Annotated in this window: 22 protein-coding genes; 5 read left to right on the forward strand and 17 right to left on the reverse strand. The window is 62.0% G+C overall.

From position 1 onward, the window contains the following. Window positions 1-28 precede the first annotated feature (28 nt). Window positions 29-1,666: a tetratricopeptide repeat protein gene (locus PQQ52_RS21005; protein ID WP_408215314.1), complete on the reverse strand. Its 1,638-nt coding sequence runs from the start codon at window positions 1,664-1,666 to the stop codon at window positions 29-31. Between the two features lie 129 nt (window positions 1,667-1,795). Between PQQ52_RS21005 and PQQ52_RS21010 the strand changes: the two genes are divergently transcribed. Beyond that, window positions 1,796-3,106 carry an ATP-binding protein gene (locus tag PQQ52_RS21010; protein ID WP_408215317.1) on the forward strand — a complete coding sequence of 437 codons (1,311 nt, stop codon included), beginning with the start codon at window positions 1,796-1,798 and terminating at the stop codon, window positions 3,104-3,106. Next, the gene (locus PQQ52_RS21015) at window positions 3,103-3,645 is read left to right on the forward strand and encodes a response regulator transcription factor (protein WP_408215320.1); all 543 of its coding nucleotides are present in this window, start codon (window positions 3,103-3,105) and stop codon (window positions 3,643-3,645) included. Before PQQ52_RS21010 ends, PQQ52_RS21015 begins: the two co-directional genes overlap by 4 nt. A gap of 159 nt (window positions 3,646-3,804) precedes the next feature. Here PQQ52_RS21015 and hslU read toward each other — a convergent pair whose 3' ends face one another. From hslU to PQQ52_RS21060, 9 genes are all read right to left on the reverse strand, one after another. Next, window positions 3,805-5,151, reverse strand: coding sequence for an ATP-dependent protease ATPase subunit HslU (gene hslU / locus PQQ52_RS21020; RefSeq protein WP_408215323.1), 1,347 nt, complete (start codon window positions 5,149-5,151; stop codon window positions 3,805-3,807). Between the two features lie 9 nt (window positions 5,152-5,160). Continuing rightward, window positions 5,161-5,697: an ATP-dependent protease subunit HslV gene (gene hslV, locus PQQ52_RS21025; protein ID WP_097390913.1), complete on the reverse strand. Its 537-nt coding sequence runs from the start codon at window positions 5,695-5,697 to the stop codon at window positions 5,161-5,163. A gap of 418 nt (window positions 5,698-6,115) precedes the next feature. Next, window positions 6,116-6,535, reverse strand: coding sequence for an RNA polymerase-binding protein DksA (gene dksA / locus PQQ52_RS21030; RefSeq protein ID WP_408198908.1), 420 nt, complete (start codon window positions 6,533-6,535; stop codon window positions 6,116-6,118). A gap of 648 nt (window positions 6,536-7,183) precedes the next feature. Next, window positions 7,184-8,281: a CobW family GTP-binding protein gene (locus PQQ52_RS21035; protein WP_408215326.1), complete on the reverse strand. Its 1,098-nt coding sequence runs from the start codon at window positions 8,279-8,281 to the stop codon at window positions 7,184-7,186. 226 nt (window positions 8,282-8,507) lie between these two features. Then, on the reverse strand, window positions 8,508-9,710 hold the full coding sequence (locus PQQ52_RS21040) for a class I SAM-dependent rRNA methyltransferase (protein ID WP_408215329.1): 1,203 nt from the start codon (window positions 9,708-9,710) through the stop codon (window positions 8,508-8,510). 91 nt (window positions 9,711-9,801) lie between these two features. Next, a complete protein-coding gene (gene xerC, locus PQQ52_RS21045) occupies window positions 9,802-10,725 on the reverse strand; it encodes a tyrosine recombinase XerC (RefSeq protein ID WP_408215332.1) in 924 nt (307 codons plus the stop codon). A gap of 25 nt (window positions 10,726-10,750) precedes the next feature. After that, entirely contained in the window at window positions 10,751-11,470 is a 720-nt protein-coding gene (locus tag PQQ52_RS21050) for a DUF484 family protein (RefSeq protein ID WP_408215334.1), read from the reverse strand. A 208-nt stretch (window positions 11,471-11,678) separates the two neighbouring features. Then, window positions 11,679-12,542 carry a diaminopimelate epimerase gene (dapF, locus tag PQQ52_RS21055; protein WP_408215337.1) on the reverse strand — a complete coding sequence of 288 codons (864 nt, stop codon included), beginning with the start codon at window positions 12,540-12,542 and terminating at the stop codon, window positions 11,679-11,681. A gap of 81 nt (window positions 12,543-12,623) precedes the next feature. Beyond that, complete coding sequence (locus PQQ52_RS21060) at window positions 12,624-13,508, reverse strand: lipid A biosynthesis lauroyl acyltransferase (protein ID WP_408215340.1); 885 nt, start codon at window positions 13,506-13,508, stop codon at window positions 12,624-12,626. Between the two features lie 277 nt (window positions 13,509-13,785). On the opposite strand from PQQ52_RS21060, the gene metK reads away from it, so the two are divergent. Further along, window positions 13,786-14,976: a methionine adenosyltransferase gene (metK, locus tag PQQ52_RS21065; RefSeq protein ID WP_408215342.1), complete on the forward strand. Its 1,191-nt coding sequence runs from the start codon at window positions 13,786-13,788 to the stop codon at window positions 14,974-14,976. Between the two features lie 133 nt (window positions 14,977-15,109). On the opposite strand, the gene PQQ52_RS21070 is transcribed toward metK, so the two are convergent. Beyond that, a complete protein-coding gene (locus PQQ52_RS21070) occupies window positions 15,110-15,478 on the reverse strand; it encodes a hypothetical protein (RefSeq protein ID WP_408215345.1) in 369 nt (122 codons plus the stop codon). 460 nt (window positions 15,479-15,938) lie between these two features. On the opposite strand from PQQ52_RS21070, the gene PQQ52_RS21075 reads away from it, so the two are divergent. After that, window positions 15,939-16,700 (forward strand): phytanoyl-CoA dioxygenase family protein, encoded by a 762-nt coding sequence (locus PQQ52_RS21075; RefSeq protein ID WP_408215349.1) that lies wholly within the window; start codon window positions 15,939-15,941, stop codon window positions 16,698-16,700. Window positions 16,701-16,761: 61 nt separating this feature from the next. Here PQQ52_RS21075 and PQQ52_RS21080 read toward each other — a convergent pair whose 3' ends face one another. Then, the gene (locus PQQ52_RS21080) at window positions 16,762-16,968 is read right to left on the reverse strand and encodes a DUF3185 family protein (protein WP_408215351.1); all 207 of its coding nucleotides are present in this window, start codon (window positions 16,966-16,968) and stop codon (window positions 16,762-16,764) included. Between the two features lie 218 nt (window positions 16,969-17,186). On the opposite strand from PQQ52_RS21080, the gene mgrA reads away from it, so the two are divergent. Next, window positions 17,187-18,230: an L-glyceraldehyde 3-phosphate reductase gene (gene mgrA, locus PQQ52_RS21085; RefSeq protein ID WP_408215354.1), complete on the forward strand. Its 1,044-nt coding sequence runs from the start codon at window positions 17,187-17,189 to the stop codon at window positions 18,228-18,230. Here the strand turns inward: mgrA and PQQ52_RS21090 are convergent. The 5 genes from PQQ52_RS21090 to PQQ52_RS21110 form a co-directional block, all read right to left on the reverse strand. After that, window positions 18,218-18,421 carry a hypothetical protein gene (locus PQQ52_RS21090; protein ID WP_408215357.1) on the reverse strand — a complete coding sequence of 68 codons (204 nt, stop codon included), beginning with the start codon at window positions 18,419-18,421 and terminating at the stop codon, window positions 18,218-18,220. The genes mgrA and PQQ52_RS21090 overlap by 13 nt on opposite strands. A gap of 75 nt (window positions 18,422-18,496) precedes the next feature. Further along, entirely contained in the window at window positions 18,497-18,682 is a 186-nt protein-coding gene (locus tag PQQ52_RS21095; protein ID WP_179707336.1) for a hypothetical protein, read from the reverse strand. 349 nt (window positions 18,683-19,031) lie between these two features. Further along, complete coding sequence (locus PQQ52_RS21100; protein WP_408215360.1) at window positions 19,032-20,321, reverse strand: MFS transporter; 1,290 nt, start codon at window positions 20,319-20,321, stop codon at window positions 19,032-19,034. A gap of 225 nt (window positions 20,322-20,546) precedes the next feature. Continuing rightward, a complete protein-coding gene (locus PQQ52_RS21105; RefSeq protein ID WP_408215362.1) occupies window positions 20,547-22,061 on the reverse strand; it encodes an efflux transporter outer membrane subunit in 1,515 nt (504 codons plus the stop codon). Next, on the reverse strand, window positions 22,058-23,374 hold the full coding sequence (locus tag PQQ52_RS21110; RefSeq protein ID WP_408215364.1) for an efflux RND transporter periplasmic adaptor subunit: 1,317 nt from the start codon (window positions 23,372-23,374) through the stop codon (window positions 22,058-22,060). The genes PQQ52_RS21105 and PQQ52_RS21110 overlap by 4 nt, the downstream gene beginning before the upstream one ends. Between the last annotated feature and the right edge of the window lie 46 nt (window positions 23,375-23,420).

Below are 23,420 nucleotides of genomic sequence, written 5' to 3' on the forward strand. Positions count from 1 at the left end.
GCGCGGTTTTGGCGGCCACGTTGCCGAACTAAGCCGCGTGGTGCCGGGCCGCAAGCATATTGAGGTCACGTGCAACAGCCTCGAGCGCCGGATCCCATTGGCCGAACTGCGGCTGCCGGTAGAGTGTCGCGCTCGGATACCACGGGCTGTCGGACCGGTCGAGCAACCAGACCCAATGCGGATTAACGTCGAGCAGCACCCATGTGCGCTGGCCGAGCGCGCCACTCAGATGCGCTGCGGACGTGCAAACTGTAATGACGAGATCGAGCGCGCTGACGAACGCGGCTGTGTCATCGAAGGTGACGAATTCGGCGGTGTAGTCCGACATCGGCAAACCCGCCGCCCGGGCCGCCGCGACATCCGTCCCGGCACCCGGTTGCAGCGAATAGAACGCCACGTCTCGCATGCCGCCGAAATGTTCTGCGTAGCGTTCCCACCCCACCCGACGGAATGGATTGCGCTGATGGCCAAGGCTGCCGGTCCACGTCAGTCCGACCTTGAGCCTCGTTTCACTGGCGAGCCTCTGTTGCCACGACGTACTGGCTGCAGCATCCGCACGCAAATACGAAGTCACAGCGGGAATGGTCTCCTCGCGCGTGTCGAATATCAAAGGCAGGCTAAGCAGCGGAATTTCGTAGTCGAACGGCGGCAAAGATTCGACGCCGCCGCCTGCCGAATAGTCGTCCACGTGATCACTGAGGCTGCGAGCGAGCAGCGCACCCATCTGCGGAAATGAATTCCAGACGAGACGGCCGCCCTCGCGATGAACACGATCGGCCAGCAGAGGGATATAGCGGCTGAACTGCAGGACATCGCCCATGCCTTGTTCACCCCAGACCAGCAGCGTTTTACCGGCGAGCGGTTCGCCTCGCCAGGTCGGCGCCGGCATTGCCGGGCGGTTGCCGCCCAATTCCAGTGAGCCGTCCCAGCGCGCTTCATGGGCTTGCCAGCCGTGCGCGTAATCGCCGCGCATGAGATGCAGCATGCTGAGATTGGCGCGCATGGTTGCGTCGTTGGGCGCTAGTGCACTGGCGGTTCTTGCGGCGTGCTCCGCTTCTTCCCAGCGTTGCGCTTCACGCAGTGCCAGCGCATAGTTGTTATGTGCCAAAGGGCTATGCGGCGCGCATTGCACGGCGCTCGCACCGGCTTCGAGCGCGCGCGGCAGATTCAGATTGACGCGGCTTGCCTGAGTGAGATTGGTCCACGCGTCGCCGTGTCCGGGTTCGTCATGAACTGCACTTTCCAGTAGTGCGAGTTGCTCGCCAAGGTCGCCGCCTGTGAGCACGAGGGCGCTAGCGAGATTGTTGCGTAACTGCGGCAGCTTCGGATCGATGGCAAGTGCGCGACGATATGGCGCGATTGCTTCGCTATGCCGGCTTGCCATCTGCAGCGTGTAGCCGAAACGGAAGTGTGCGAGCGCGCGATAGGGATCGAGTTGGGCAATAATGGCGGCGAGTTCGATGGCGTCGTTGTGACGTTGTTGCTCGAGCAGCGCAGCAATCAGCGATTCAATCGACTCGTCGTCGAGTGGATGGCGTTGCGCAGCGGCATCGAGCCACGTGGCTTCTGCTTCTGCGGTGCCGTTTTGTCGGGCTGCGGCAGCATGTCGCAGAAAAGTCAGGAAAGCTGACGAGGCGGGCATCTCGCTATAGGAAGTAGGCGGCATGGATGGTGTTGGGCGGTGCAGGAACCCGTGATGCGTAATCGGCCTGTGCAACGCTGTCGCAAAAATTCCATGTTACCGGCGCGAGGCCGCGAGGTAAGTCGGACTAGTCCGAACAGGTAAATTAAAGTCATGCATCGTATAACCAACACCGGCCGGGTCAACCTCGGTCATCTGTTCTGGCTACGTAGCCTCGCCATCATTGGCCAACTGGTGACGATCGCGTTCGTGCAGATCTTCATCGGCGTGCATTTGCCGCTGCCCGCCATGTTGCTCGTGATCGCCCTCGAAGTTATCTTCAACGGACTTACGTGGTGGCGCGTCTCGCAGCAGCGGCCCGAGTCCAATCTCGAACTGTTCGGCCAGATCTGGGTCGACCTCGGCGCGTTGTCGGCGTTGCTGTTCCTCTCCGGCGGCACGACCAACCCATTCGTTTCGCTATACCTGCCATCGCTCGCGATTGCCGCGGCCGTGTTGCCGTGGCATCTGATGGCATGGCTCGCCGCGTTCGCCGTGGCCTGCTATGCCGTGCTCGGTTTCGATTCCGTGCCACTGAATCTCGACAATCCGGCGAACCTGTTCGACTACTACCGTGCCGGCATGTGGGTGAACTTCATGGTCAGCGTCGGCCTGATTGCGTGGTTCGTCGCGCGTATGTCACGCGCTCTGCGACTACGTGACGCAGCGCTCGGAGAGGCGCAGCAGCGCTTGCTTCATGACGAACGCGCCGTTGCACTCGGCGTGCAGGCTGCCACTGTCGCGCACGAAATCGGCACGCCGCTGTCTACAATTGCAATGTTGTCCGAAGAATTACGCGATGCCGCGCGAACCGACAAAGGGCTTGCGCCATACAGCGCCGATCTGGAGTTGCTCGAACAGCAAATGACGCTGTGTACGTCGGCGCTTGCGCGGCTACGCAGCCGCGCGTCGACAGCGACCAACCGGCAAACGGTCAACGAATGGCTCGAATCGTTTGGCGAGCAATGGCGCTTGCGTCATCCGCATGTGAAGTTCCAGCGGATCGGTGAGCCGCCTGCGGGAGTCAGTCTTGACGACACGGTTGCCGTCAGTCAGATTCTCACGATTCTGCTCGACAACGCCGCGCGTGCGAGTCGCGATCACGTAACGCTGTCGTGCACGCTTGCGGCTCGCGCCGACCAGATCGTATTCGAAGTATGCGACGCAGGCCCCGGTATTCCGGCCGCGCTGCGCGGGTCGCTCGGTGCAATGCCGGTCGACAGCACGCAAGGCGGACACGGCGTGGGCCTCTATCTGGCATTTTCAGCGGCGGCACGTCTGAAGGGATCGATCGAACTGACCGATGTCAGCGAGAGCAAACTGCGTGGCACGCGCGCAGTGTTGAGACTGCCGCTTGCAGCGCGCAAATTACCAGGTGCGGGCCGTCAAGGCACTACGCCATCCAACACGGAGAAACAGGCATGAGCGATATGAATTTTCTGGTGATCGACGACGATGAGGTGTTCTCCGGCATCCTCGCCCGTGGTTTGACGCGGCGCGGTTATACGGTGGCCGAAGCGCACAATGCGGACGAGGCGATCAAGTTGGCGAACCAGCAGAAGTTCAACCAGATCACGGTAGACCTGCATCTCGGCAACGACTCCGGTCTGACGCTCGTCGCCCCCTTGCGTGATTTACAGCCTGACGCGCGCATGCTGGTGTTGACTGGTTATGCCAGCATCGCCACGGCGGTGCAGGCGGTGAAAGACGGCGCGGACAACTACCTGGCGAAGCCCGCCAACGTGGAGACAATCTTGTCGGCGCTGCAAAGCGAAGCGAGCTCGCTGCAAGCTGAAGAGGCGATCGAGCATCCCACGCCGTTGTCGGTTGCGCGCCTGGAATGGGAGCACATTCAACGCGTGCTTGCGGAGCACGGCGGCAATATTTCGGCTACTGCGCGCGCATTGAACATGCATCGTCGCACGCTGCAACGCAAGCTGGCGAAACGGCCGGTCAAACAGTAAGCACTGGACCTGCTTGGGACCTGTTTGTGCACTGCGGGCCATCAAGCAAAACGGGCTGTCTTTCGCAAGACAGCCCGTTTTTTTACGCCTTAAGTATGATCGGCCACGTGCGAGACGCGCGGCCTTAACGCGGCGTCAGCATCGACGCTGGTGTCCGCATCACAGCACGTAGCGCGACAGATCCTCGTCTTCCGCTACTTCGTTCAACGCGCGATCGACATATGCCGCGTCGATCTGCACGGTCTTGCCCGAGTGATTGCCCGCTGCGAACGAGACATCTTCGAGCAGTTTTTCGATCACCGTGTACAGGCGGCGTGCGCCGATGTTTTCGGTCTTCTCGTTGACCGAGTACGCGATTTCGGCCATACGGCGAATGCCGTCGTCGGCGAATTCGAGGTGCACGTCTTCGGTGGCCAGCAGTGCCTGGTATTGTTTGACGAGGCTCGCGTCCGTCGACACCAGAATCGATTCGAAATCGCCCACCGACAGCGAATCCAGTTCGACCCGAATCGGGAAGCGGCCTTGCAGTTCCGGAATCAGATCGCTCGGCTTGGCCAGATGAAACGCACCGCTCGCGATGAACAGAATGTGATCGGTTTTCACCATGCCGTACTTGGTATTGATCGTGGTGCCTTCCACGAGCGGCAACAGATCGCGCTGCACGCCCTGACGCGATACTTCGCCACCGCCTGCTTCACTGCGCGACGCGATCTTGTCGATTTCGTCGAGGAATACGATACCGTTCTGCTCGACGTTCTGCACGGCTTTGGCCTTCACCTCTTCGTCGTTGAGCATCTTGCCGGCTTCTTCGTCGGTGAGGACCTTGAGCGCTTCCTTCACCTTCAGCTTGCGGCGCGTTTTCTTGCCGCCGCCGATGTTCGCGAACATCGAACGGATCTGCTCGGTCATGTCTTCCATGCCCGGCGGACCCATAATGTCCATGCCGACTTGCGGCTGTTCGACGTCGAGCTCGATTTCCTTATCGTCGAGCAGGCCCTCGCGCAGACGCTTGCGGAATGTTTGACGTGTAGTGCTGCCTTCGTCGACGGTATCCGCGGCGCTCGAGCTCGCGCCGAAACCGACCGGACGCGCGCTCGGCAGCAGGATATCGAGAATGCGGTCTTCGGCCTGATCTTCAGCCTTGGTTCGCACTTTGCGCATTTCCGTTTCGCGCGTCTGCTTGATGGAGATCTCCATCAGATCGCGCACGATGCTATCGACATCGCGGCCAACGTAGCCGACTTCAGTGAATTTGGTGGCTTCGATCTTGATGAACGGTGCGTCGGCCAGTTTCGCCAGACGCCGCGCGATTTCGGTTTTGCCGACGCCGGTCGGTCCGATCATCAAAATGTTCTTCGGCGTGATTTCCTGGCGAAGCGGGTCTTCAACCTGCTGACGGCGCCAGCGGTTGCGCAGCGCCACGGCCACTGCTTTCTTTGCGCGGCCTTGGCCGATGATGTGTTTGTCGAGTTCCGAGACGATCTCGGCAGGGGTCATGGTGCTCATCGTGGGTCCTTACTCGATCGTCTCGATGACGCGGTTATGGTTCGTATAGATGCACATGTCGCCGGCAATTTCCAGCGACTTCTCCACGATCTCGCGCGGGGACATCTCGGTGTTGTCAACCAGCGCCTTTGCGGCGGCTTGCGCGTAAGCGCCGCCCGAACCGATCGCGCAGATGCCGCCTTCCGGATCGAGCACGTCACCGTTGCCGGTGATGACGAGGGTGGTGGTGGCGTCCGCGGCGATCAGCATCGCTTCGAGGCGACGCAGCATGCGGTCGGTGCGCCAGTCTTTGGCGAGTTCGACGGCGGCGCGGGTCAGATTGCCTTGGTGTTTTTCCAGCTTCGCTTCGAAGCGGTCGAGCAGCGAGAAGGCGTCGGCCGTGCCGCCGGCGAAGCCGACCATCACCTTGCCGTTATAGATACGCCGGACTTTCTTCGCCCCGCCTTTCATGACAATGTTACCCAGCGTGACCTGGCCGTCGCCGCCAAGCGCGACCTTGTCGCCGCGGCGCACGGAAACGATCGTCGTGCCGTGAAATTGCTCCATATGCGTTCCTCTTTGCAAAACGGGTAGGACGCGATGGCGTGGACCACCGCATGAATCCTGGACGCGGACGGCGCGCAACGATGAACCGGTCGGCGCGCGCTCGTGTAACGCATGTTCGACTTATTTTAGGGCGTGCGCGGTCATATCAAGAGCCGGCAAATGGCATAAGACAAAAACACGGGGTTCAGAACGGAGGAGCGGGAGCAACGCTGAGGTGGGCCGCCGTCGGGATATGAACCACCCGGAGGCTGTCGGCGCAACTGGGCGCGCCCTCGAGCTGCCGCAAACGGGCGCTCAGAGCGGTTTCCCGGCAAAGCCCGAAAAGCGTCGCACAAAAGAAAAAAGGCGCACAGATCACCGTGCGCCTCTCGACGAAGCAGCTTAAAAGGGCGCGGAGCCGAAGCCGCGCCGTAGGCGGTCAGTCGCCGAACAGCTTTTGGCGCAGTTCGCGGCGTTCCTGCGCTTCGAGCGACAGGGTTGCCGTAGGCCGTGCGAGCAGACGCGGAACACCAATCGGCTCACCGGTTTCTTCGCACCAGCCGTAATCGCCCGAATCGATGCGCGCGATCGATTGCTGCACCTTCTTCAGCAACTTGCGCTCGCGGTCGCGCGTGCGCAGTTCCAGCGCATGCTCTTCCTCGATCGTTGCACGGTCGGCCGGGTCCGGCACGATTACTGTTTCGCGCAGGTTCTCGGTCGTCTGGCCGGCATTGCGGAGAATGTCCGCCTGCAGCTGTTCGAGCTTGTTCTTGAAGAAGGCGAGCTGATCCGCATTCATGTAATCCTTGTCGCTCATCTTCAGGATTTCGGCTTCAGTCAAGAGTCGTTTCGTCGTCATCTGGCTTGCTTCTTCAATGTGAGGCAAAACTCTTACATAGTGCCCGCACTTTCGTATTGCCCGCAAAAGCGCCACGAGGACGCGGAGCGCTGGGCGGGCACGGACGATGGGCTGTCGGTGACGCCGAAGCGCCTTGCGCCCACGCGCCGGGCGTCGCTACGCCAATGCGGGGCCGAACTCCTCTGGAAACCGTTTCTCAAATGCTCCTGAGGCATTGCTTGCCGGCAGCGCGCCTTGTCTGCTGTGCCAGCCGGCATTGTCGGCGTGATTTCCGGATAAGATTTTCCGGCGCCGTTTCAGGCCCGGCGCGGAATACGCGCTGACCGGGCAATTCGTTGTCATTCTCCAGTGGGCACGTATTGTAACTGAATCACAATCCAGCACCGCAACTGGTGAAAATCCCCTGGCGGCGCACTGATATCCCGAAAATATAACGCGCGCACGACCAAAAAGCGATGGTCGTGCACGGTTTAATACAGCAGGGTTTTCACGTGCTTTTCACACGCCCGACATTTCAGCGGGCTTTCGGCCGGTCTTCCACGTATTCTGCAGACGATTGCCTCGTGCCCACAGGCTGCGCGTTCGTGGCAAGGGCGCTGCAGCACGCCGCGTGCCGCGTCACGTCCACAGCATGGCAAGGCGTGACGCTTACGCCAGACAGGCGTCCAGGCCGTCGGTGATCAGGTCTTGCGGCAGTTCGATGCCGATAAACACCATCTTGTTGGTCTTCTTCTCGATCGGCTGCCATTTCGCGGCCAGATCGCTGCCCATCATCTGATGTACGCCCTGGAACACCACCTTCCGGTCGACGCCCTTCATATACAGCACGCCTTTGTAGCGCAGCAGGCGCTCGCCATAGATCTGCAGAATGCCGCCGAGGAAGTCCTCGAGCTTGTTCGGATCGAACGGGCGGTCGCTGCGGTAGACGAACGATTTGATCTTGTCGTCATGGTGCGCGTGATGGTGATGCGCGTGGTCGTGACCTTCGTGGTCGCATTTGCCATGGTCGTGATCGCAATTCTCGTGATCGTCGTGCTCCGCATGGGTGTGGCCGTGCTCGTCATGCGCGTGAGCGTGGCTGTGCGCATGTTCGTCTTCAGCGAGGAAGTCCGGATCGATTTCGAGCTTCGAATTCAGGTTGAAGCCGCGCAGGTCGAAGATTTCCTTGATGTCCGCTTCACCGAAATTGACGATCTTGATCGCCGCCCGCGGATTCATGTGCAACAGGCGATGGCGCAGATCGTCCACGTGCTTTTCGTCGACCGTATCGGACTTCGTGATGAACAGGCGATCGGCGAAGCCCACCTGGCGCTGCACCACTTCATGCTCGTCGAGCTGATGGTTCGCGTGCTTCGCGTCGACCAGCGTGATGATCGCGTCGAGCAGGAATTCGTTGGCGATCTGGTCGTCCATGAAGAACGTCTGTGCGACCGGGCCCGGATTGGCGAGACCGGTGGTTTCGATCACGACACGGTCGAAATCCAGCTCGCCGGACTGCTTCTTGGCCGCCAGATCGCCCAGCACGCGTGAAAGGTCGCCGCGGATCGTGCAGCAGATGCAGCCGTTGCTCATCTGGATGATCTGCTCGCTCGTGTCCTGCACGAGGATTTCGTTGTCGATGTTCTCTTCGCCGAACTCGTTCTCGATCACGGCGATCTTCATGCCGTGCTTTTCGTTCAGGATGCGCTTGAGCAGGGTGGTTTTGCCGCTGCCGAGAAAGCCGGTCAGGATGGTGACTGGGATCATGTTGGTCGCCTTTACGTAAGTCTGTGCATAATCGAATTTACAGCGCGAAATGTGCCGCCCATTCTCTGCAGCGAATGCGTCTGCGAATCCGCTTTGCCGGGCGCGGCAGCCTGATGGCGCGCGGCCCGAGCTAGCCGGATATTGAAACATATCTGTGAATCCGGCGCTGGCCGCGGGGGCGAACCCCTCCGCGGCGCAAGGGATATACCCTCGAAGCTATGGGCGATCAGGCGATTTGCAACAGCAGGCCTTTCAGGTATTCGCCTTCCGGGAATGCGGTAAGCAACGGGTGGTCAACCCCGGCGCCGAGGCGCTTGAGAATCCGCGCATCGACGCGCGCATCGGCCGCCGCGCCGGACACGATCTTCTGGAACAGTTCGGAGTCGATCGCGCCGGAGCATGAATAGGTGAACAGCAGGCCGCCGGGGCGCAGCAGCTTAAGGCCAGTCAGGTTGATGTCCTTATAGGCGCGCGAGGCGCGGTCCACGTGTTCACGCGACGGCGCGAATTTCGGTGGATCGAGCACGATCAGGTCGAAGCGCTCGCCCTCGTCGTACAGACGGCGCAGGGTTTTGAACGCGTCTGCGTCGAGCCAGGTGGCGCGCTCGGCGTCGAAACCGTTGGCTGTCACGTTCTGTTGCGCGAGCGCCAGGGCTTCGCCCGACGAATCGATCGACACAACACGTTTGGCGCCTCCTTTCAAGGCGGCGAGCGAAAAGCCGCCGGTGTAGCAGAAGCAGTTCAGCACGTCGCGATCCTGCGCGAGCTGCTGCACCAGCAGGCGGTTGTCGCGCTGGTCGACGTAGAAGCCGGTTTTGTGGCCATTGCGCACGTCGACGTGATATCTCACGCCGTTTTCGTTCGAGATCAGCGCTTCCGAGGGCGCTTCCCCCGCCAGTACGCCGGTGATCTGCTCGAGCCCTTCCTTCTGGCGGATCGACACGTCCGAACGCTCGTAGACGTTCGGGCAGCCGGTCGCGTCGGTCAGGGCGGCGACGATCGCTTCCTTCCATGCTTCGACGCCGGTCGCCATGAACTGGCATACCAGCTGGCTGCGCTGACCTTCGTCCTCGGCCACGTAATGATCGACGATCAGACCGGGCAGGCCATCCGCTTCGCCGAAAATCAATCGTACGGCGCCGGTGTTGTGCACCATCGTCTGACGATGCGCGAGTGCCCGCTGCACGCGGCGCTTGAAGAACGCGTGATCGATCGGCTCCATTTCGTCGAAGCTCCACACGCGTGCGCGAATCTGCGAATGCGGGCTGTAGGCCGCGCGGGAGAGGAAGCGGCCGTCGTGCGCGCGCACCAGCACGGTCGCGCCGGGCGCGGGATTGCCGTCGACGCGATCGATCACGTTGGCATAGACCCACGGATGGCGGCGCAGCAGCGATTTTTCTTTCGACGGTTTGAGCGTAACGGTATTCATCAGGGTGTCAGCTGGAGCAAGAGGCCGCGCGGAAACAGAGTCGCGCGGCAGGTGAAGCGAAGGTGGAGACCGCAAGCCGCAAAGAGCGGAATCAGTCGCGTTTTTTGGCGCGCGGATGCGCCTGATCGTAGACGTGCGCGAGATGCTGGAAATCGAGCGCGGTGTAGACCTGTGTGGCGGTGATGCTGGCGTGCCCGAGCAGTTCCTGCACAGCCCGCAGATCGCCGCTCGACTGCAGCACGTGCGTGGCGAACGAATGCCGCAGCACGTGTGGGTGCACATTGGCGGGAATGCCCGCGACCAGCGCCGCGCGCTTCACACGCTCGCGCACGACATTCGGCGACAGGCGATTGCCGCGCGCCGACAGAAACAACGGATGCGAATCGTGCTTGACCATCTGGTCGCGCACCGCGAGCCACGCGTTCAGGGCGACGAGCGCCTTGCTGCCAACCGGCACGATGCGGCGCCGGTTGCCCTTGCCGAGCACTTCGACTTCGGCGGAATCGAGCTTGAGCCAGCCCGCGGAACGGTAGCCACCGGCGTCGGCAAAACGGGCGTCGAGGCCGACCAGTTCGGACAGCCGCAAGCCTGACGAGTAGAACAGTTCGAGGATCGCATGGTCGCGCAAACCTTCGGGCGTCGCGGCGGGCGGGCTCTCCATCAGGCGCGTGGCGTCGTCGACGGAAAGTGCTTTTGGCAGCGCTTTCGGCTGCTTCGGCGCCCGTACGGTGGCGACCGGGTTGGCCGGCAGATCGACGCGGCCCGCGAACCAACGGTAGAACGCGCGCCAGGACGACAGCCGATGACTGATCGAGCGCGCCGTCAGGCCACCGGCATGCGCCCGCGAAACCGCGCCGCGAATATCGACAGCGGTGAGGCTTTCAAGCGGCCGACCTTTGGCCAACAGCTTGAGCTCCTCAAGTTCGTGGGTGTAGCCGCGCAACGTATGCGCCGACAGCCGCCGCTCATGTTCGAGATTCGACAGATAGGCGGCGATCGGGTCGGCTTCGGTCACGATGGATTTTCGTGGATCGCGTGGCTCAGCGCGGCAGCAGGCGGCTCAGCGCCGCGCTTGCCAACGCGCCGATCTGCGTCAGGAAATCGGTCGCCATGCCGTCATGGAAGCGGCGCGCGTCGGCCGAACCCATCACCAGCAGGCCGAAGGTGGGCGCTTCTTCCTTCCCTTCGGGGTCGCGCAGCGCGAGCAACGCAATCGATTCGGTGGCGTGCGCGGACTCGCTCGTGCTGCCTGCGGACTCATCGTCGCTCACGGCCGATACCGCCGGCGTCAGCCACTGCGCCGCTTCGAAGCCGGTGTTCGCGCCACAGTACGGTGTGGTGAGGCTATTCGCGAAGATTCGCACTTCCTCGCCGACATGGCGCGCGAACTCAGCCTGTGAATAGGGCTCGGAGACGTCCCATACGCGCAGCGCGGCTTGCGGCACATCGAAGATATCGCGCAAACCGTTGGAAATCGTGCGGGGCAGCGCATAAGGATCGCGCTCGGCCATCACGCGGATGGTCCAGCGATTGAATTTCGAGGCAATGCTGTCGTTTTCGTGACCGTAGCGCAGCAGCTCGGCCAGACGCCGTTCGAGGTGCTTGTTCTTGTCGCGCAGCATTTCCATCTGACGCTCCTGCAGCGACACCGCGGCTTTGCCGTGCGGGTTCGCAAGCCGGATCGTCGCGAGCATTTCCGCGTTTTCGGCGAAGAATTCGGGGTTGGCGAGCAGATATTCGGCGACTTCGCGATCGTTCATGGTTTCGGCTAAAGGACTACGGGGCGACGCCTTCGGGCGGCGCATCGGTCATGAGTTCGGTCGGCCGGTGAAAGAGCCGCCTGGTCCGGCTCTTTCACCGGCCTATTGGCCTATTCACCGGCATCTTCATCGGCCTTTTCGGGCCACGTGTCTGGTACTTCCTGGGCCGATCGCTCGGCCGCTGAATCGGGTATTACGCTGGCGCGGGTCAGTCGGCCAGTTCGATCTCGCCTTCGAAGACGGTTGCCGCAGGGCCGGCCATTAGCAGCGGTGCGCCGCCTTGCGTGCAGTCCCACGTGATGGTCAGCTTGCCGCCGTGCGTGTGCACCAGCACCGGCGCATCCAGCAGTCCGCGGCGAATGCCGGCAGCGACTGCCGCACATGCGCCCGTGCCGCACGCCAGCGTTTCGCCGGCGCCGCGTTCGTAGACGCGCAGCTTGACCTCGCTACGGCCGACGATCTGCATGAAGCCCGCGTTCACTCGCTGCGGGAAGCGCGCGTGCCGTTCGATCACCGGGCCTTCGACGAGTACCGGAAACTCTTCGACGTCGTCGACCACCTGCACCGCGTGCGGATTGCCCATCGACACCATCGAAATCCAACGCGTCACACCGTTCACGTCGAGCGGCCAGAGCGTGTCCGCGCCCTCGCGGCGACCTTCGAGGCCTTTGTTGGCGAACGGTACGCGCTCCGGTTCAAACACGGGCGTGCCCATGTCAACCAGCACTTCGCCGTTTTCCTGCATGGTCAGCAAAATGGTGCCGTTCTGCACTTGCACGCGCACGCTGCGCTTGTCGGTCAGGCCACGGTCGCGCACGAACTTGACGAAGCAGCGCGCGCCGTTGCCGCAGTGCTCGACCTCGCCGCCGTCGCAATTGAAGATGCGATATCTGAAATCAACGCCGTCGACGGTGGGCTTCTCGACCAGCAGCAACTGGTCGGCGCCGACGCCGAAATGCCGGTCCGCGAGCGCGCGCACCTGCGCCGGTGCCAGGTCGACCGGTTGGGTGTAGCCGTCGAGCACGACGAAGTCGTTACCCGCGCCGTGCATTTTGGTGAATTTCAGTTTCATCGCGCTATTGTAAGTGACGCGCCTGCAGGTGGGCTGAACGCACCATTATTTCCGCGTTCCCGCGCTTTTTTCGAAGTTCGCTTAATACACGCTCGGCTCGCCCGGCGGACGGGTCTTGAAGCGCTTGTGCACCCAGTAGTACTGCTCGGGGATCAGCGGAATCTGCTCTTCGAGGAAGGCGTTCATGCGGCGCGCGTCGGCTTCGTCGTTGCCAGTGGGGTAGTTGTCCCACGGCTTGAAGACCTTTAGCCGGTAGCCCTTGTAGTTCGGCAGCACTTCGCCGATGAACGGCACCACCTGCGCATGGCCGACCCCGGCGAGCCGCCCGACGGCCGTCAGCGTGCACGCCGGTACGCCGAAGAACGGCACGAACGTCGAGTTGCGCATGCCGTAGTCCATGTCGGCGCCGAGCATGACCGGCTTGCGGGCCCGCAACCAGCGCAGCACGATGCGCGCACTATCGGCGCGGCTTGCCATGTCCGCGCCGAAGCGCCCGCGCGCGGCTATCGCCACGTCGTCGAGCACCTTGTTGGACATCGGCTGGTAGAGCGCTCCGCACTGCCGGCGCAGCGCGTGATTGATGAACACGGAGCCCGCCTCGATACCGACGAAATGCGCGCCAAGCAACAGGGTGGGCGGCATGTTGGGGTCCAGCAGATCGATTTCGCTATCCACCTGCACGATCTTTTCCAGCTTCTCTGCAGACCAGAACCACTGGACGCTGCGCTCGACATAACTGCGGATCGCGTGGCGGAAGTGTTTCTGCGCGATCTCTTTGCGGTCCTCGGCGCTCCACTCGGGAAAACACAAGCTCAGGTTGATGTGGACGATGCGCTTGCGGCTGCTGGGGACCTGATAGAGCAGCCAGCCCAGTCCGTCGCCCAGTCGGGCAACGAAACCGTACGGTAACAAAGCCAAAAACTTCAGCAGCCCAATGGCCAGATGGGCACCAAGACGACTCAGCATGCCGCCCCTCCGTATAGGGCGTCGAGCGACGCTTTGCTCAAGGAACCTGGAAACGGGTCGAAATACACCACGGGTGATCACTCTGTGACAATCAAAGGAAGTCGCTATAATAAGGGCTTCGCCGAGTTAATAGACAACTTGCGGGGCGAAGCTGGCGGGTGCGATCCATGGGATATGCCCCTGCCGGTAAGGTAATCCGCTAAAGCGTCGCCGCTTCAAGGCTCCCGAAGCTGGCTACGTGAAACTCAACCGTAACCACAAAACAGGAGTCTGCAACGTGGCAAACGATTATCTCTTCACTTCCGAATCCGTGTCCGAAGGCCATCCCGACAAAGTCGCGGATCAGATCTCGGACGCCATCCTCGACGCCATCCTGACCCAGGACAAATACTCGCGTGTCGCAGCCGAAACGCTGTGCAACACGGGTCTCGTCGTGCTGGCCGGTGAAATCACCACCACCGCGAACGTCGATTACATCCAGGTCGCACGCAATACGATCAAGCGCATCGGCTACGACAACACCGATTACGGTATCGACTACCGCGGCTGCGCGGTGCTGGTGGCATACGACAAGCAATCGCCGGACATCGCCCAGGGCGTGGACCGCGCGCACGACAACAACCTCGATCAGGGCGCCGGTGACCAGGGTCTGATGTTCGGTTACGCGTGTGAAGAAACGCCGGAACTGATGCCGCTGCCGATCCATCTGTCGCACCGTCTGGTGGAGCGTCAGGCGAATCTGCGCCGCGACGGCCGTCTGCCCTGGCTGCGTCCGGATGCGAAGTCGCAGGTCACCGTGCGTTATGTCGACGGCAAGCCGCATTCGATCGACACCGTCGTGCTGTCCACGCAGCATTCGCCGGACATCGATCTGGCCGTGCTGCGCGAAGCCGTGATCGAAGAAGTCATCAAGCCGACGCTGCCGGCTGACCTGATCAAGGGCGACATCAAGTTTCTGGTGAACCCGACCGGCCGGTTCGTGATCGGCGGCCCGCAAGGCGATTGCGGTCTGACGGGCCGCAAGATCATCGTCGATACGTACGGCGGCGCTGCGCCGCACGGCGGCGGCGCGTTCTCGGGCAAGGATCCGTCGAAGGTCGACCGTTCGGCAGCGTATGCCGGCCGTTATGTCGCGAAGAACATCGTGGCTGCCGGTTTGGCGTCGCGCTGCCTGATTCAGGTGTCGTACGCGATCGGCGTTGCCCAGCCGACGTCGGTCATGGTCAACACGTTCGGCACGGGCCGCGTGTCGGATGCAGTCATCACGAAGCTGGTGCTGGAGCACTTCGATCTGCGTCCGAAGGGCATCATCCAGATGCTCGACCTGCTGCGTCCGATCTACGAGAAGAGCGCGGCCTACGGTCACTTCGGCCGCGAAGAGCCGGAATTCACGTGGGAAGCCACGGACAAGGCGCTGGTGCTCGCCGAAGCAGCAGGCACCGAACCGGTCGCCGCGCTCGCAGAATAAGCGCGCAGTCCGCTTTAGCAAAAAACCCCGCCGGCGTAAGCCGGGCGGGGTTTTTTTATTGCCTTTGCGGTGTGCCGCGACTCATTCAGCCGCCTATTCAATCGCTTATTCAGCCACCCGCTTAGCCACTTACTCAGCGGCTCGCAAATGCGAACGCAAACCAGCCGGTGCTGCCGTTCGTCGACATACGGCGCGGGCGGCGGCTCGTGCTCTGGGGAGCGGCGACCGGCGCATTGCGCGTAGCGGTGAGACGCAGCGGCGTCGGTTTGCGCAGCAGCGTGCGCAGCGAAAAACGGCGCGAACTGCCTTGCAGGCGCAGCGCGGAGAAAAAGGTGTGGAACCACGTGCGAATGCCGTCGACCGCTTTGGCTTCGCGCCACTGTTCGCCTAATGCGCGAGTGCGGGTGGCATGATGACGCAGTGCGCGCACGACATGGCGGCGTGCCGGACGCGCCGCTTTCAATGCGGCGCGGGTAAGACGGGTGCTCAGAAGAGTATGCATGGCTTCACAAGTAGGCAACGTGTCGCGCGACGGAGTGTGCGCCAGAAAGAGCACCAAATGTGCCAATGGCGGTGTCGCGATGGACGGCGCGAAAGCCTGGAATTCGATGGAAAAGGGCACGGAGGACGGCGGAGCCGGTCACAGCGGCGCATGCGCGCCGCACAAGTGCGGGAGTAGCGATCAACATGTGTGCAGGCTACACGCGATTCGTGACGTCAGAAAGTCGGTTTTTACCCTGCGAATACGGGTTTTTACGGGGTAAAGCGGCGTGCACGTTGACGGGGTCGCGCCCTTTGCGGGCGATTGTCGTGCGTGCTTGCCCTGACAGGGTGCCTTGCGAAGCGCCATATCGCGTGAAAGTAGTGCGTAAAGCCTGGTTTCTCGAAAGGTGAAACAGCGCACAGTCCGATCGCGCCCGTTTTACAATCGAGCATCAGTCAGTCGAAAGTAACGGAACACCATGTCACTTCACTCGAAGAAAGAGCAGATTCAAACGTTGCGGGAGCAAGGATTTGTCGTTGTGCCTGGATTGGTGTCGCCCGAGCGTTGCGGCGAGCTGAAGCAGATTGCGGAGCGGCAGTTGAAGGAAGCGGTCGCGCCGATCGAGTTCGAAGCGGATCTTCGCTATCCAGGTGCGCCTGAGTCGAAGTATGCGCCGGGTGGCCATACGGTTCGGCGGCTGCTGGATGCCTATGGGCGCCATCCGCATTTTGCGCAGTGGGCGACCGCGCCGGAAATTCGCGGCTGGATGGAGTTGTACTTCGGTGAGGAGCCGCGCTTATCGCGGGCGCATCACAATTGCATGATGACCAAGCACCCTGCTTATGGCAGCTTGACCGGCTGGCATCGTGACGTGAGGTATTGGTCGTTCGAGCGTGACGATCTGGTGTCCGTGTGGCTTGCGGTCGGTTCGGAGACGGTCGATAACGGCGCGTTATGGTTGGTGCCGAAGTCGCACAGCGCCGCCTTCACTTCCGACCGGTTCGACGAGGCCAAGTTTTTCCGCTCCGATCTGGAAGAGAATCAGGCATGGATTCGCACGGCGGTCTCGCCCGAACTCAAAGCCGGGGACGTCGTGTTCTTTCACTGCAACACGCTGCATTCTGCTGGCAAGAACATCAGCGATCAGGTGAAATTCTCTTTGGTGTTTACCTATCACGGGGCGAGCAATGTGCCCCTGCCGGGCTCCCGCTCGGCGGCTAAGCCAGAAATTGCCTTTTAGATGCTTTGCCTTGCGCGGCGCGGATGTTCGTTGGTCTCGCGCCGCGTAGGCAACCAGCGCTCTATCGCTTGCGCCCGGAAACAGCCACGCCGGTCAGACCGGCAATCGTGGCGATAGCGCCGGCAACGATCAGCGTGATCGCCTTGTTGGTCGGCGATCCGGTAAACACGCGAGACACCTCGCTGCTGACCGAGTTGAACGCCTGTCCACCGAAATACAACAACACGATACCGCCGACAATCAGCGCGATTGAAATCGCCTTCGTCATGAACCTGTCCTTTCGATAAGCTTTGATCGGCCAAAGTGTAGGGGAGCCGCAAGCAATCGTCCATCCCGCATACTGGGCGTCTGCAGGCATCACGCCAATTGGCTACCATAGCGGTCTGGCCTCACCCATATCTGAACAATAACCTGCACGCCTCCCGCAGCACGTGATCTCCTCACGCCCGTGATCGCCGGGCGACTTCAACATCAAGGACACTAGCAATGGCTTACGAAGCAGCTTCAGAACGCTATTCGGACATGCAATACCGCGTCTGCGGCAAGTCGGGTCTCAAACTGCCGGCGCTGTCGCTGGGCCTGTGGCACAACTTCGGCGATACCACGCCGATTTCCACGCAGCGCGATATCCTGCGCGCGGCCTTCGACCTGGGCATCACGCACTTCGACCTCGCCAACAACTACGGCCCCCCGTACGGCAGCGCTGAAACCAACTTTGGCCGGCTCTTTAAAGACGACTTCAAACCGTATCGCGACGAACTTCTGATCTCGTCGAAAGCGGGTTGGGACATGTGGCCGGGTCCGTACGGCCAAGGTGGTGGTTCGCGTAAATACGTCCTGGCGAGTCTCGATCAGAGCCTGCAGCGCATGGGTCTCGACTACGTCGATATCTTCTATTCGCATCGCTTCGATGCCGATACGCCGCTCGAAGAAACCGCGGGTGCACTGGCGAGCGCCGTGCAGCAGGGCAAGGCGCTGTACATCGGTATTTCGTCGTACTCGGCGACCAAGACGCTCGAAATGGCCAAGCTGCTCGCCGAGTACAAGGTGCCGCTGCTGATTCATCAGCCGGCGTACAACATGCTCAACCGCTGGATCGAGCATGAGCTGCTGGACACGCTCGAGAAAGTTGGCGCCGGCGCCATCGCGTTCACGCCGCTCGCGCAGGGTTTGCTCACCGACAAGTATCTGAACGGTGTGCCGGAGGACGCGCGCGTCAACAAGCCGGGCGGCGGTTCGTTGAAGCAGGAGCATCTGAGCCCGCAAAACATTGAGCATGTGCGCAAGCTCAACGACATCGCACAGCGCCGCGGGCAAAGCCTCGCGCAGATGGCGCTGGCTTGGACACTGCGCGATCCGCGCGTCACGTCCGTGCTGATCGGCGCGAGCCGAGCGGAACAGGTGCGCGAGAATGTCGGTGCGCTGAAGAATCTCGCGTTCTCGAAGGAAGAACTGGCGGAGATCGACCGCTACGCGACCGAAGGTGGCATTAACCTCTGGGAAAAACCGTCGACGGATCAGGCGATCTGATTCGGCGGCTCTTTTGTGCCCTGGAAGTAGATGTAGAAAAGCCGCCGGTGAGGCGGCTTTTTCTTTGGCGTGTTCAAGCGGTGCGCGGTTTTTTGCGACCGGTAGCTTGGGTGCGCATGCGCACAGATCAGGTCGCGAACAGTAGCGGTCCGACCGTGAGCGCTGTCCAGATCAATGGCGAGAACAGACATCGCAGCGGCCGAAGCGCTGTGATCAGTCAACCAAACCACTGGCGAAGCGTCCGGAGCGTCTGCGTCAGGCCCCCGCTACACCAGCGCCGGCAAGCCTTCGACCAGCACGACCGCGAACACTACGCCGATAAGCGCGCCAAGCACGCGTAGCACGTTGTGCCGAAATTCCGTCTTGCAGGGGAGCGCGCCGACAAATAGAGCGCCAGCCAGCGCCATCGGAATGACCAGAATGAAATCGCCGATCGTGAAATAGGTCGTCATACCCGTCTCCTTATGTAGTACAGGCGAGGACAGTGGCTCTATTTCTGGAGTCATACACTGCCACGCTCGATTCGAGTATAGGCGACGGTTAGATCAACATAACAATGCTTTGCGGCGCTGCAGCGCGTCTTCGTAGACTGCTGAACCCAATGCTGCAAGGGCGGTCGCGATTGGCGCGGCGCAGCAAAAATGCCGTTAAAAATGAAGTATTTGCTTACACGGGCCTTACTTTTTAAGTCTGATCGATGCGCTACGGATTGTTCCTGCCTCACGCGAGGTACGCCGATACAAGCCGGATTCGATGCTGCATCCAACTTCAGTTTTCCCGAAGCGGATCAGCCGCGTCCTCTCATCCGGCGGTCTGTTCGCGCTGACGCAAGCGCATGGCCGCAACGATACCGATGACGAGTAGCACGCCTACAAGTCCAGCAATACCATTCCAGCCATAACCGGCCCACACATGGCCGCCGTAAGAGCCGACCACGCTCGAGCCGATGTAATACGCAAGCAGATACAGCGCGGCCGCTTGCCCCTTGGCTTCTTTCGCGAGGCGCCCGACCCAGCCGCTCGCCACCGAGTGTCCGGCGAAGAAGCCGAACGTCACGCACGCGATCCCGATTGCAATTGCGGCGATTGGATGGAGCATCGTGAGAGCGAGGCCGAGCATCATCAGTAGCAGGCTGGCGGTCAGCACGCGCGCCCGGCCGAAAGTGTCGGCCATGCGGCCCGACCAGGGCGACGCGACCACGCCCGTCAGATAGACGACGAAAATCGCGCCGATCTCCGTCTGATTCAACAGGTAAGGCGGTGCGAGCAGCCGGTAACCGATGTAGTTGTACAGCGTGACGAAGCTGCCCATCAGCACGAAACCGAGCAAAAACAGCAGAGGCAAGCCGGGTCGCGTGAACTGCATCAGTAGTGCACTGCGGTGATGGGCAAAGCCAAGCCCGCGACGCGGTACGAAATGGCGCGACGGCGGCAGCAACGCACGAAACGCGAGCATCGCGAGAATGCCGAGCACGCCGATCGTGCCGATTGCCACGCGCCACGAAAACAGATCCGCGACGACACCGGTAATCACGCGCCCGGCCATCCCGCCGATCGCCGTACCGCCGACATACAGCCCCATCGCCAGACCCAGTCCGTCGGGGTGCACTTCTTCCGCGAGGTACGCCATCGCGACGGCGGGCACGCCACCGAGCGCGAGTCCTTCGAGCGTGCGCAACACGAGCAATTGATGCCAGTGCGGCGCGATCGACACACCGATCGTCAATAGCGCCGACAACGTGAGCGACGCGGTCATCAGTTTGTGACGGCTCCAGCCCTCCGAGACGAAACCGGCGACGAACACGGCGAGCGCGAGCGCGGCTGTGGTCAGCGAGAGCGACAAGCTGCTCTGTGCCGGCGTCACGTCGAACGCCGTAGAAAACGCAGGCAGCAACGGCTGTACGCAATACAGCAGTGAGAAGGTGGCATAACCGGCGAACAGCAGCGCGATGCTGGCTCGCCAATAGGCGCGCGTGCCGCGTTCGAGATAGGGGGTGTTGGGGACGTCAGGCACGGCAGTGGATGTGAAAGAAGCGGATGACGCGGGAACAGCTGAAGTAGCAGTCCGGTGGGATTCCGGCGATGCGGTCACGAAAAAATCTCCTTGGGGAGCGCAAAGTACTCAAAGGAGTTAAGGATACGCTGAAAAAGCTCGATGGGTAGCTGCGGCGGGCAGCGAGGCGTCGCTATGATGTGCGCAGGTGGCATGCTCGCCGTGGCTTCCGCATTCGTTTGGGAATAACGTCCGAACGCCGAACGCCGAACGCCGAACGCCGAACGCCGAACGCCGAACGCCGAACGCCGAACGGCCCAACCACTAACCATGCGCCGCAGCCTCGCTCGCAGGCGCTGCGGGATGCACGATCTGTTCGTCGGTCGGTAGCGCGGACGTGTCCCAACCACCGCCCAATGCCTTGATCAACGCGACGCTCGCAGCCATCCGGCGGCGCGCGATCGACACTGCGTTCCGTTCGTTGGTAAGCGCGGTGGTTTGCGCGACCACGACGTCGAGATACGTGATCGCGCCGTTTTTGTAGCGGTTCGACACGACAGATAGCGAACGCTGCGCAGCGGTCACGGCGTCGTCCTGTGCGGCGGCTTCCTGTTCCAGCACGCGCAATGCGGCGAGGTTGTCTTCGACCTGGCCGAACGCGGTCAGCACTGTTTGGCGGTATTGCGCGACACTTTCGTCATAGTGCGCGCGAGCCTGTTCTTTCACCGACGCACGTCCGCCGAAGTCGAGCAGCGTGCCGGCCAGTGCCGGCCCGAGCGACCACAGACGGCTCGGCGCCAGCAGCCATTGGCTGTAGTTGGTCGCTTCGAGTCCACCCGTCACCGACAAAATCAGGCTCGGAAAGAAGGCTGCCGTCGCCACGCCGATCTGCGCGTTCATGTCGGCAACGTGCCGCTCCGCCGACGCGATATCGGGTCGTCGTTCGAGCAAGGCGGATGGCACGCCCGCTGCCGCGACCACCGGCACCGCGGCGAGCGGTGCAACCGGTAGGGAAAATGTCGAAGGTGTCTGGCCGATCAGGATCGCGATCGCGTGTTCGAGTTGCGCGCGCTGCACGCCGAGGTCGAGTGCTTGCGCCTGCGTGGTGTTCAACTGCGTCTGCGCCTGAGCGACATCGGCGTCGGTGGCGATGCCGCCGGCGTAGCGGTGTTGCGTCAGATCGAGTGCTTCCTTGTAGGCCTTGATCGTGTCGTCGAGCAGTTGACGCTCCTGATCGAGACCGCGGAGTTCGAAGTAGTCCGTTGCCAGTTCGGCCTGCATCGAGAGGAGTGCGGCCTGCGCGTCGGCGGCGCTTGCCTGTGCCTCCGCTTTCGCACCTTCGACGCTGCGTGACACGCGGCCCCACAAGTCCGGTTCCCACGACGCGTCGGCTTGCACGAGATAGTCGTTCAGCGTGAGACCGGCGGTCGACTTGTGAAGCACATTTTCCGATGTCCGCGCGCGTGAATAGTCGCCGTTCGCGCTGACGACAGGAAAAAAGTTCGAGCGGTATTGGGCGACTGTCGCGCGGGCGGCGCGAAAGCGCGCCTCGGCGGCCTGCACGTTCTGATTCGCGCTGGCAACCTGCAGTTCGAGTGCGTCGAGCGACGGGTCCGCGTAGACGTTCCACCACGCGCCGCGCGAGAGGGTGTCGGCGGGTTGCGCGGGCTTCCAGCCGGTGCCCTCGAGTTCCTTGTAGGTCGCGGCGGTGGTGGCAGGCGGCTTGACGTAGTCGGGGCCGACGGTGCAGGCAGTGAGCGTATACGCCAGCGTTGCGGCAAGCAACGAGACAAGCGTGACCCGCGGCGCAAAACGGCGACGGAATGCCGGCGCGTTCACAATGCGTCCCTCACCGTTTGCAGACTGGCGACGTGCGCAGGAGGCGCACTAGCCGCGGCTGCGCCCGAAGCGCCTGCCGCACCGCCGCCACCCGCGGCTGCACCCGCTGCACCCGCCGCACCCGAAGCACCCGCCGCTTTGCCCGGCACGATCCGCACCGGCGCACCGTCCACGATTGAATCCTGTGGATTCAGAATCACCTGCTCATCGCCTTGCAAACCGGATGCGATGGCCACACGCGTGCCGAAGTCAGTTCCGAGCGAAACCGGCAGCAGCTTCACTTTGTGCTGTGGATCCACGGTGGCTACTTTCACGCCGTCCGGGCGAAACAGCAATGCGTTGCCGGGCAGCGTAAACGATGCGGCGCCCGAGCCCAAAGCGAAATGTACCTGCGCGTACGCGCCCGGCAGCAGATCGCCGTTGCGATTGTCGACATCGACTTCGACGAGCATGGTCCGTTGTTGTGGGTCGACGGCGCCCGCGGTGCGTGCCACGCTCCCTGGGTAATGTTTGGACGGTGTCTCGGTCAGCGTCAGAAACGCCGTCTGCTGCGCGTGAACCTGTTGAGCGTAGGCCTGCGGCACGTTCACATACACACGCAATCTGTCCGCCTGAGCGACATGGAACAGTTCCTTCGCCGGGCCGCCGGAACTGCCCGCATCGATCAACGCTCCGACATCGACATTGCGCGCCGTCACGATGCCGTCGAACGGCGCATAGACCTTCTGGAACGATTGCGTCTTCTCGAGGCGTGCCACGTTGAAGCGCGCGGCGTCCAGCGTGCCTTTCTTCGCGAGCATGTCGCCGACCTTCTCGTCGGTTTCCTGCTTCGAGACGGATTTGCTTTTAAGCATCTCGGTCCAGCGGTCGGCGGTGCTTTTCGCGAGCGCGTAGTTGGCGTCGGCATTCGCCAGATCGGCGCGGGCGGCGCGCAGTTGATCGTCCACTTCGGGCGTGTCGATTTCCGCGAGCAACTGGCCGTTCTTGACGTGCGCGCCGATGTCCGCGTACCACTTCTTCAGATAGCCGTTGGTGCGTGCGTAAATCGGCGTGTCGAGAAACGCCTGCACGTTCCCGGGCAGCACGAGGTCGAGTCCCGCTGTCGATTTCTGCGGATGCACGACTTCGACGCTCGTCTGGCTGGCGTGCTCGGCGTCGCGCTCGAGTGCCGCATGTGCGTCATGGCGCGACCAGATGCCTTGCGCCGCGAGCAGAACGACGACCACGGCCACTGCCGCGATGATCCAGCGCGAGCGCTTTCCTTTCGACGGATTGAGCGCAGTGTTGGAGCCGTCTGGACGTTTTCCTTCCATCAACCATCCCCTATCAGATTGCCTGGGCAGTCGACGCTGCCTCTTG

It is taken from the genome of Paraburkholderia sediminicola, from assembly GCF_046030555.1.
GTDB classification, from domain to species: Bacteria; Pseudomonadota; Gammaproteobacteria; order Burkholderiales; family Burkholderiaceae; genus Paraburkholderia; species Paraburkholderia sediminicola_E.

Excerpts from the sequence above, each read along its gene's own strand:
- PQQ52_RS21005 (WP_408215314.1), bottom strand. The coding sequence starts at position 1,666 with ATGCCGCCTACTTCCTATAGCGAGATGCCCGCCTCGTCAGCTTTCCTG.
- PQQ52_RS21010 (WP_408215317.1), top strand. The coding sequence starts at position 1,796 with ATGCATCGTATAACCAACACCGGCCGGGTCAACCTCGGTCATCTGTTC.
- PQQ52_RS21015 (WP_408215320.1), top strand. The coding sequence starts at position 3,103 with ATGAGCGATATGAATTTTCTGGTGATCGACGACGATGAGGTGTTCTCC.
- hslU (WP_408215323.1), bottom strand. The coding sequence starts at position 5,151 with ATGAGCACCATGACCCCTGCCGAGATCGTCTCGGAACTCGACAAACAC.
- hslV (WP_097390913.1), bottom strand. The coding sequence starts at position 5,697 with ATGGAGCAATTTCACGGCACGACGATCGTTTCCGTGCGCCGCGGCGAC.
- dksA (WP_408198908.1), bottom strand. The coding sequence starts at position 6,535 with ATGACGACGAAACGACTCTTGACTGAAGCCGAAATCCTGAAGATGAGC.
- PQQ52_RS21035 (WP_408215326.1), bottom strand. The coding sequence starts at position 8,281 with ATGATCCCAGTCACCATCCTGACCGGCTTTCTCGGCAGCGGCAAAACC.
- PQQ52_RS21040 (WP_408215329.1), bottom strand. The coding sequence starts at position 9,710 with ATGAATACCGTTACGCTCAAACCGTCGAAAGAAAAATCGCTGCTGCGC.
- PQQ52_RS21050 (WP_408215334.1), bottom strand. The coding sequence starts at position 11,470 with ATGAACGATCGCGAAGTCGCCGAATATCTGCTCGCCAACCCCGAATTC.
- dapF (WP_408215337.1), bottom strand. The coding sequence starts at position 12,542 with ATGAAACTGAAATTCACCAAAATGCACGGCGCGGGTAACGACTTCGTC.
- PQQ52_RS21060 (WP_408215340.1), bottom strand. The coding sequence starts at position 13,508 with ATGCTGAGTCGTCTTGGTGCCCATCTGGCCATTGGGCTGCTGAAGTTT.
- PQQ52_RS21070 (WP_408215345.1), bottom strand. The coding sequence starts at position 15,478 with ATGCATACTCTTCTGAGCACCCGTCTTACCCGCGCCGCATTGAAAGCG.
- PQQ52_RS21075 (WP_408215349.1), top strand. The coding sequence starts at position 15,939 with ATGTCACTTCACTCGAAGAAAGAGCAGATTCAAACGTTGCGGGAGCAA.
- PQQ52_RS21080 (WP_408215351.1), bottom strand. The coding sequence starts at position 16,968 with ATGACGAAGGCGATTTCAATCGCGCTGATTGTCGGCGGTATCGTGTTG.
- mgrA (WP_408215354.1), top strand. The coding sequence starts at position 17,187 with ATGGCTTACGAAGCAGCTTCAGAACGCTATTCGGACATGCAATACCGC.
- PQQ52_RS21090 (WP_408215357.1), bottom strand. The coding sequence starts at position 18,421 with ATGTCTGTTCTCGCCATTGATCTGGACAGCGCTCACGGTCGGACCGCT.
- PQQ52_RS21095 (WP_179707336.1), bottom strand. The coding sequence starts at position 18,682 with ATGACGACCTATTTCACGATCGGCGATTTCATTCTGGTCATTCCGATG.
- PQQ52_RS21110 (WP_408215364.1), bottom strand. The coding sequence starts at position 23,374 with ATGGAAGGAAAACGTCCAGACGGCTCCAACACTGCGCTCAATCCGTCG.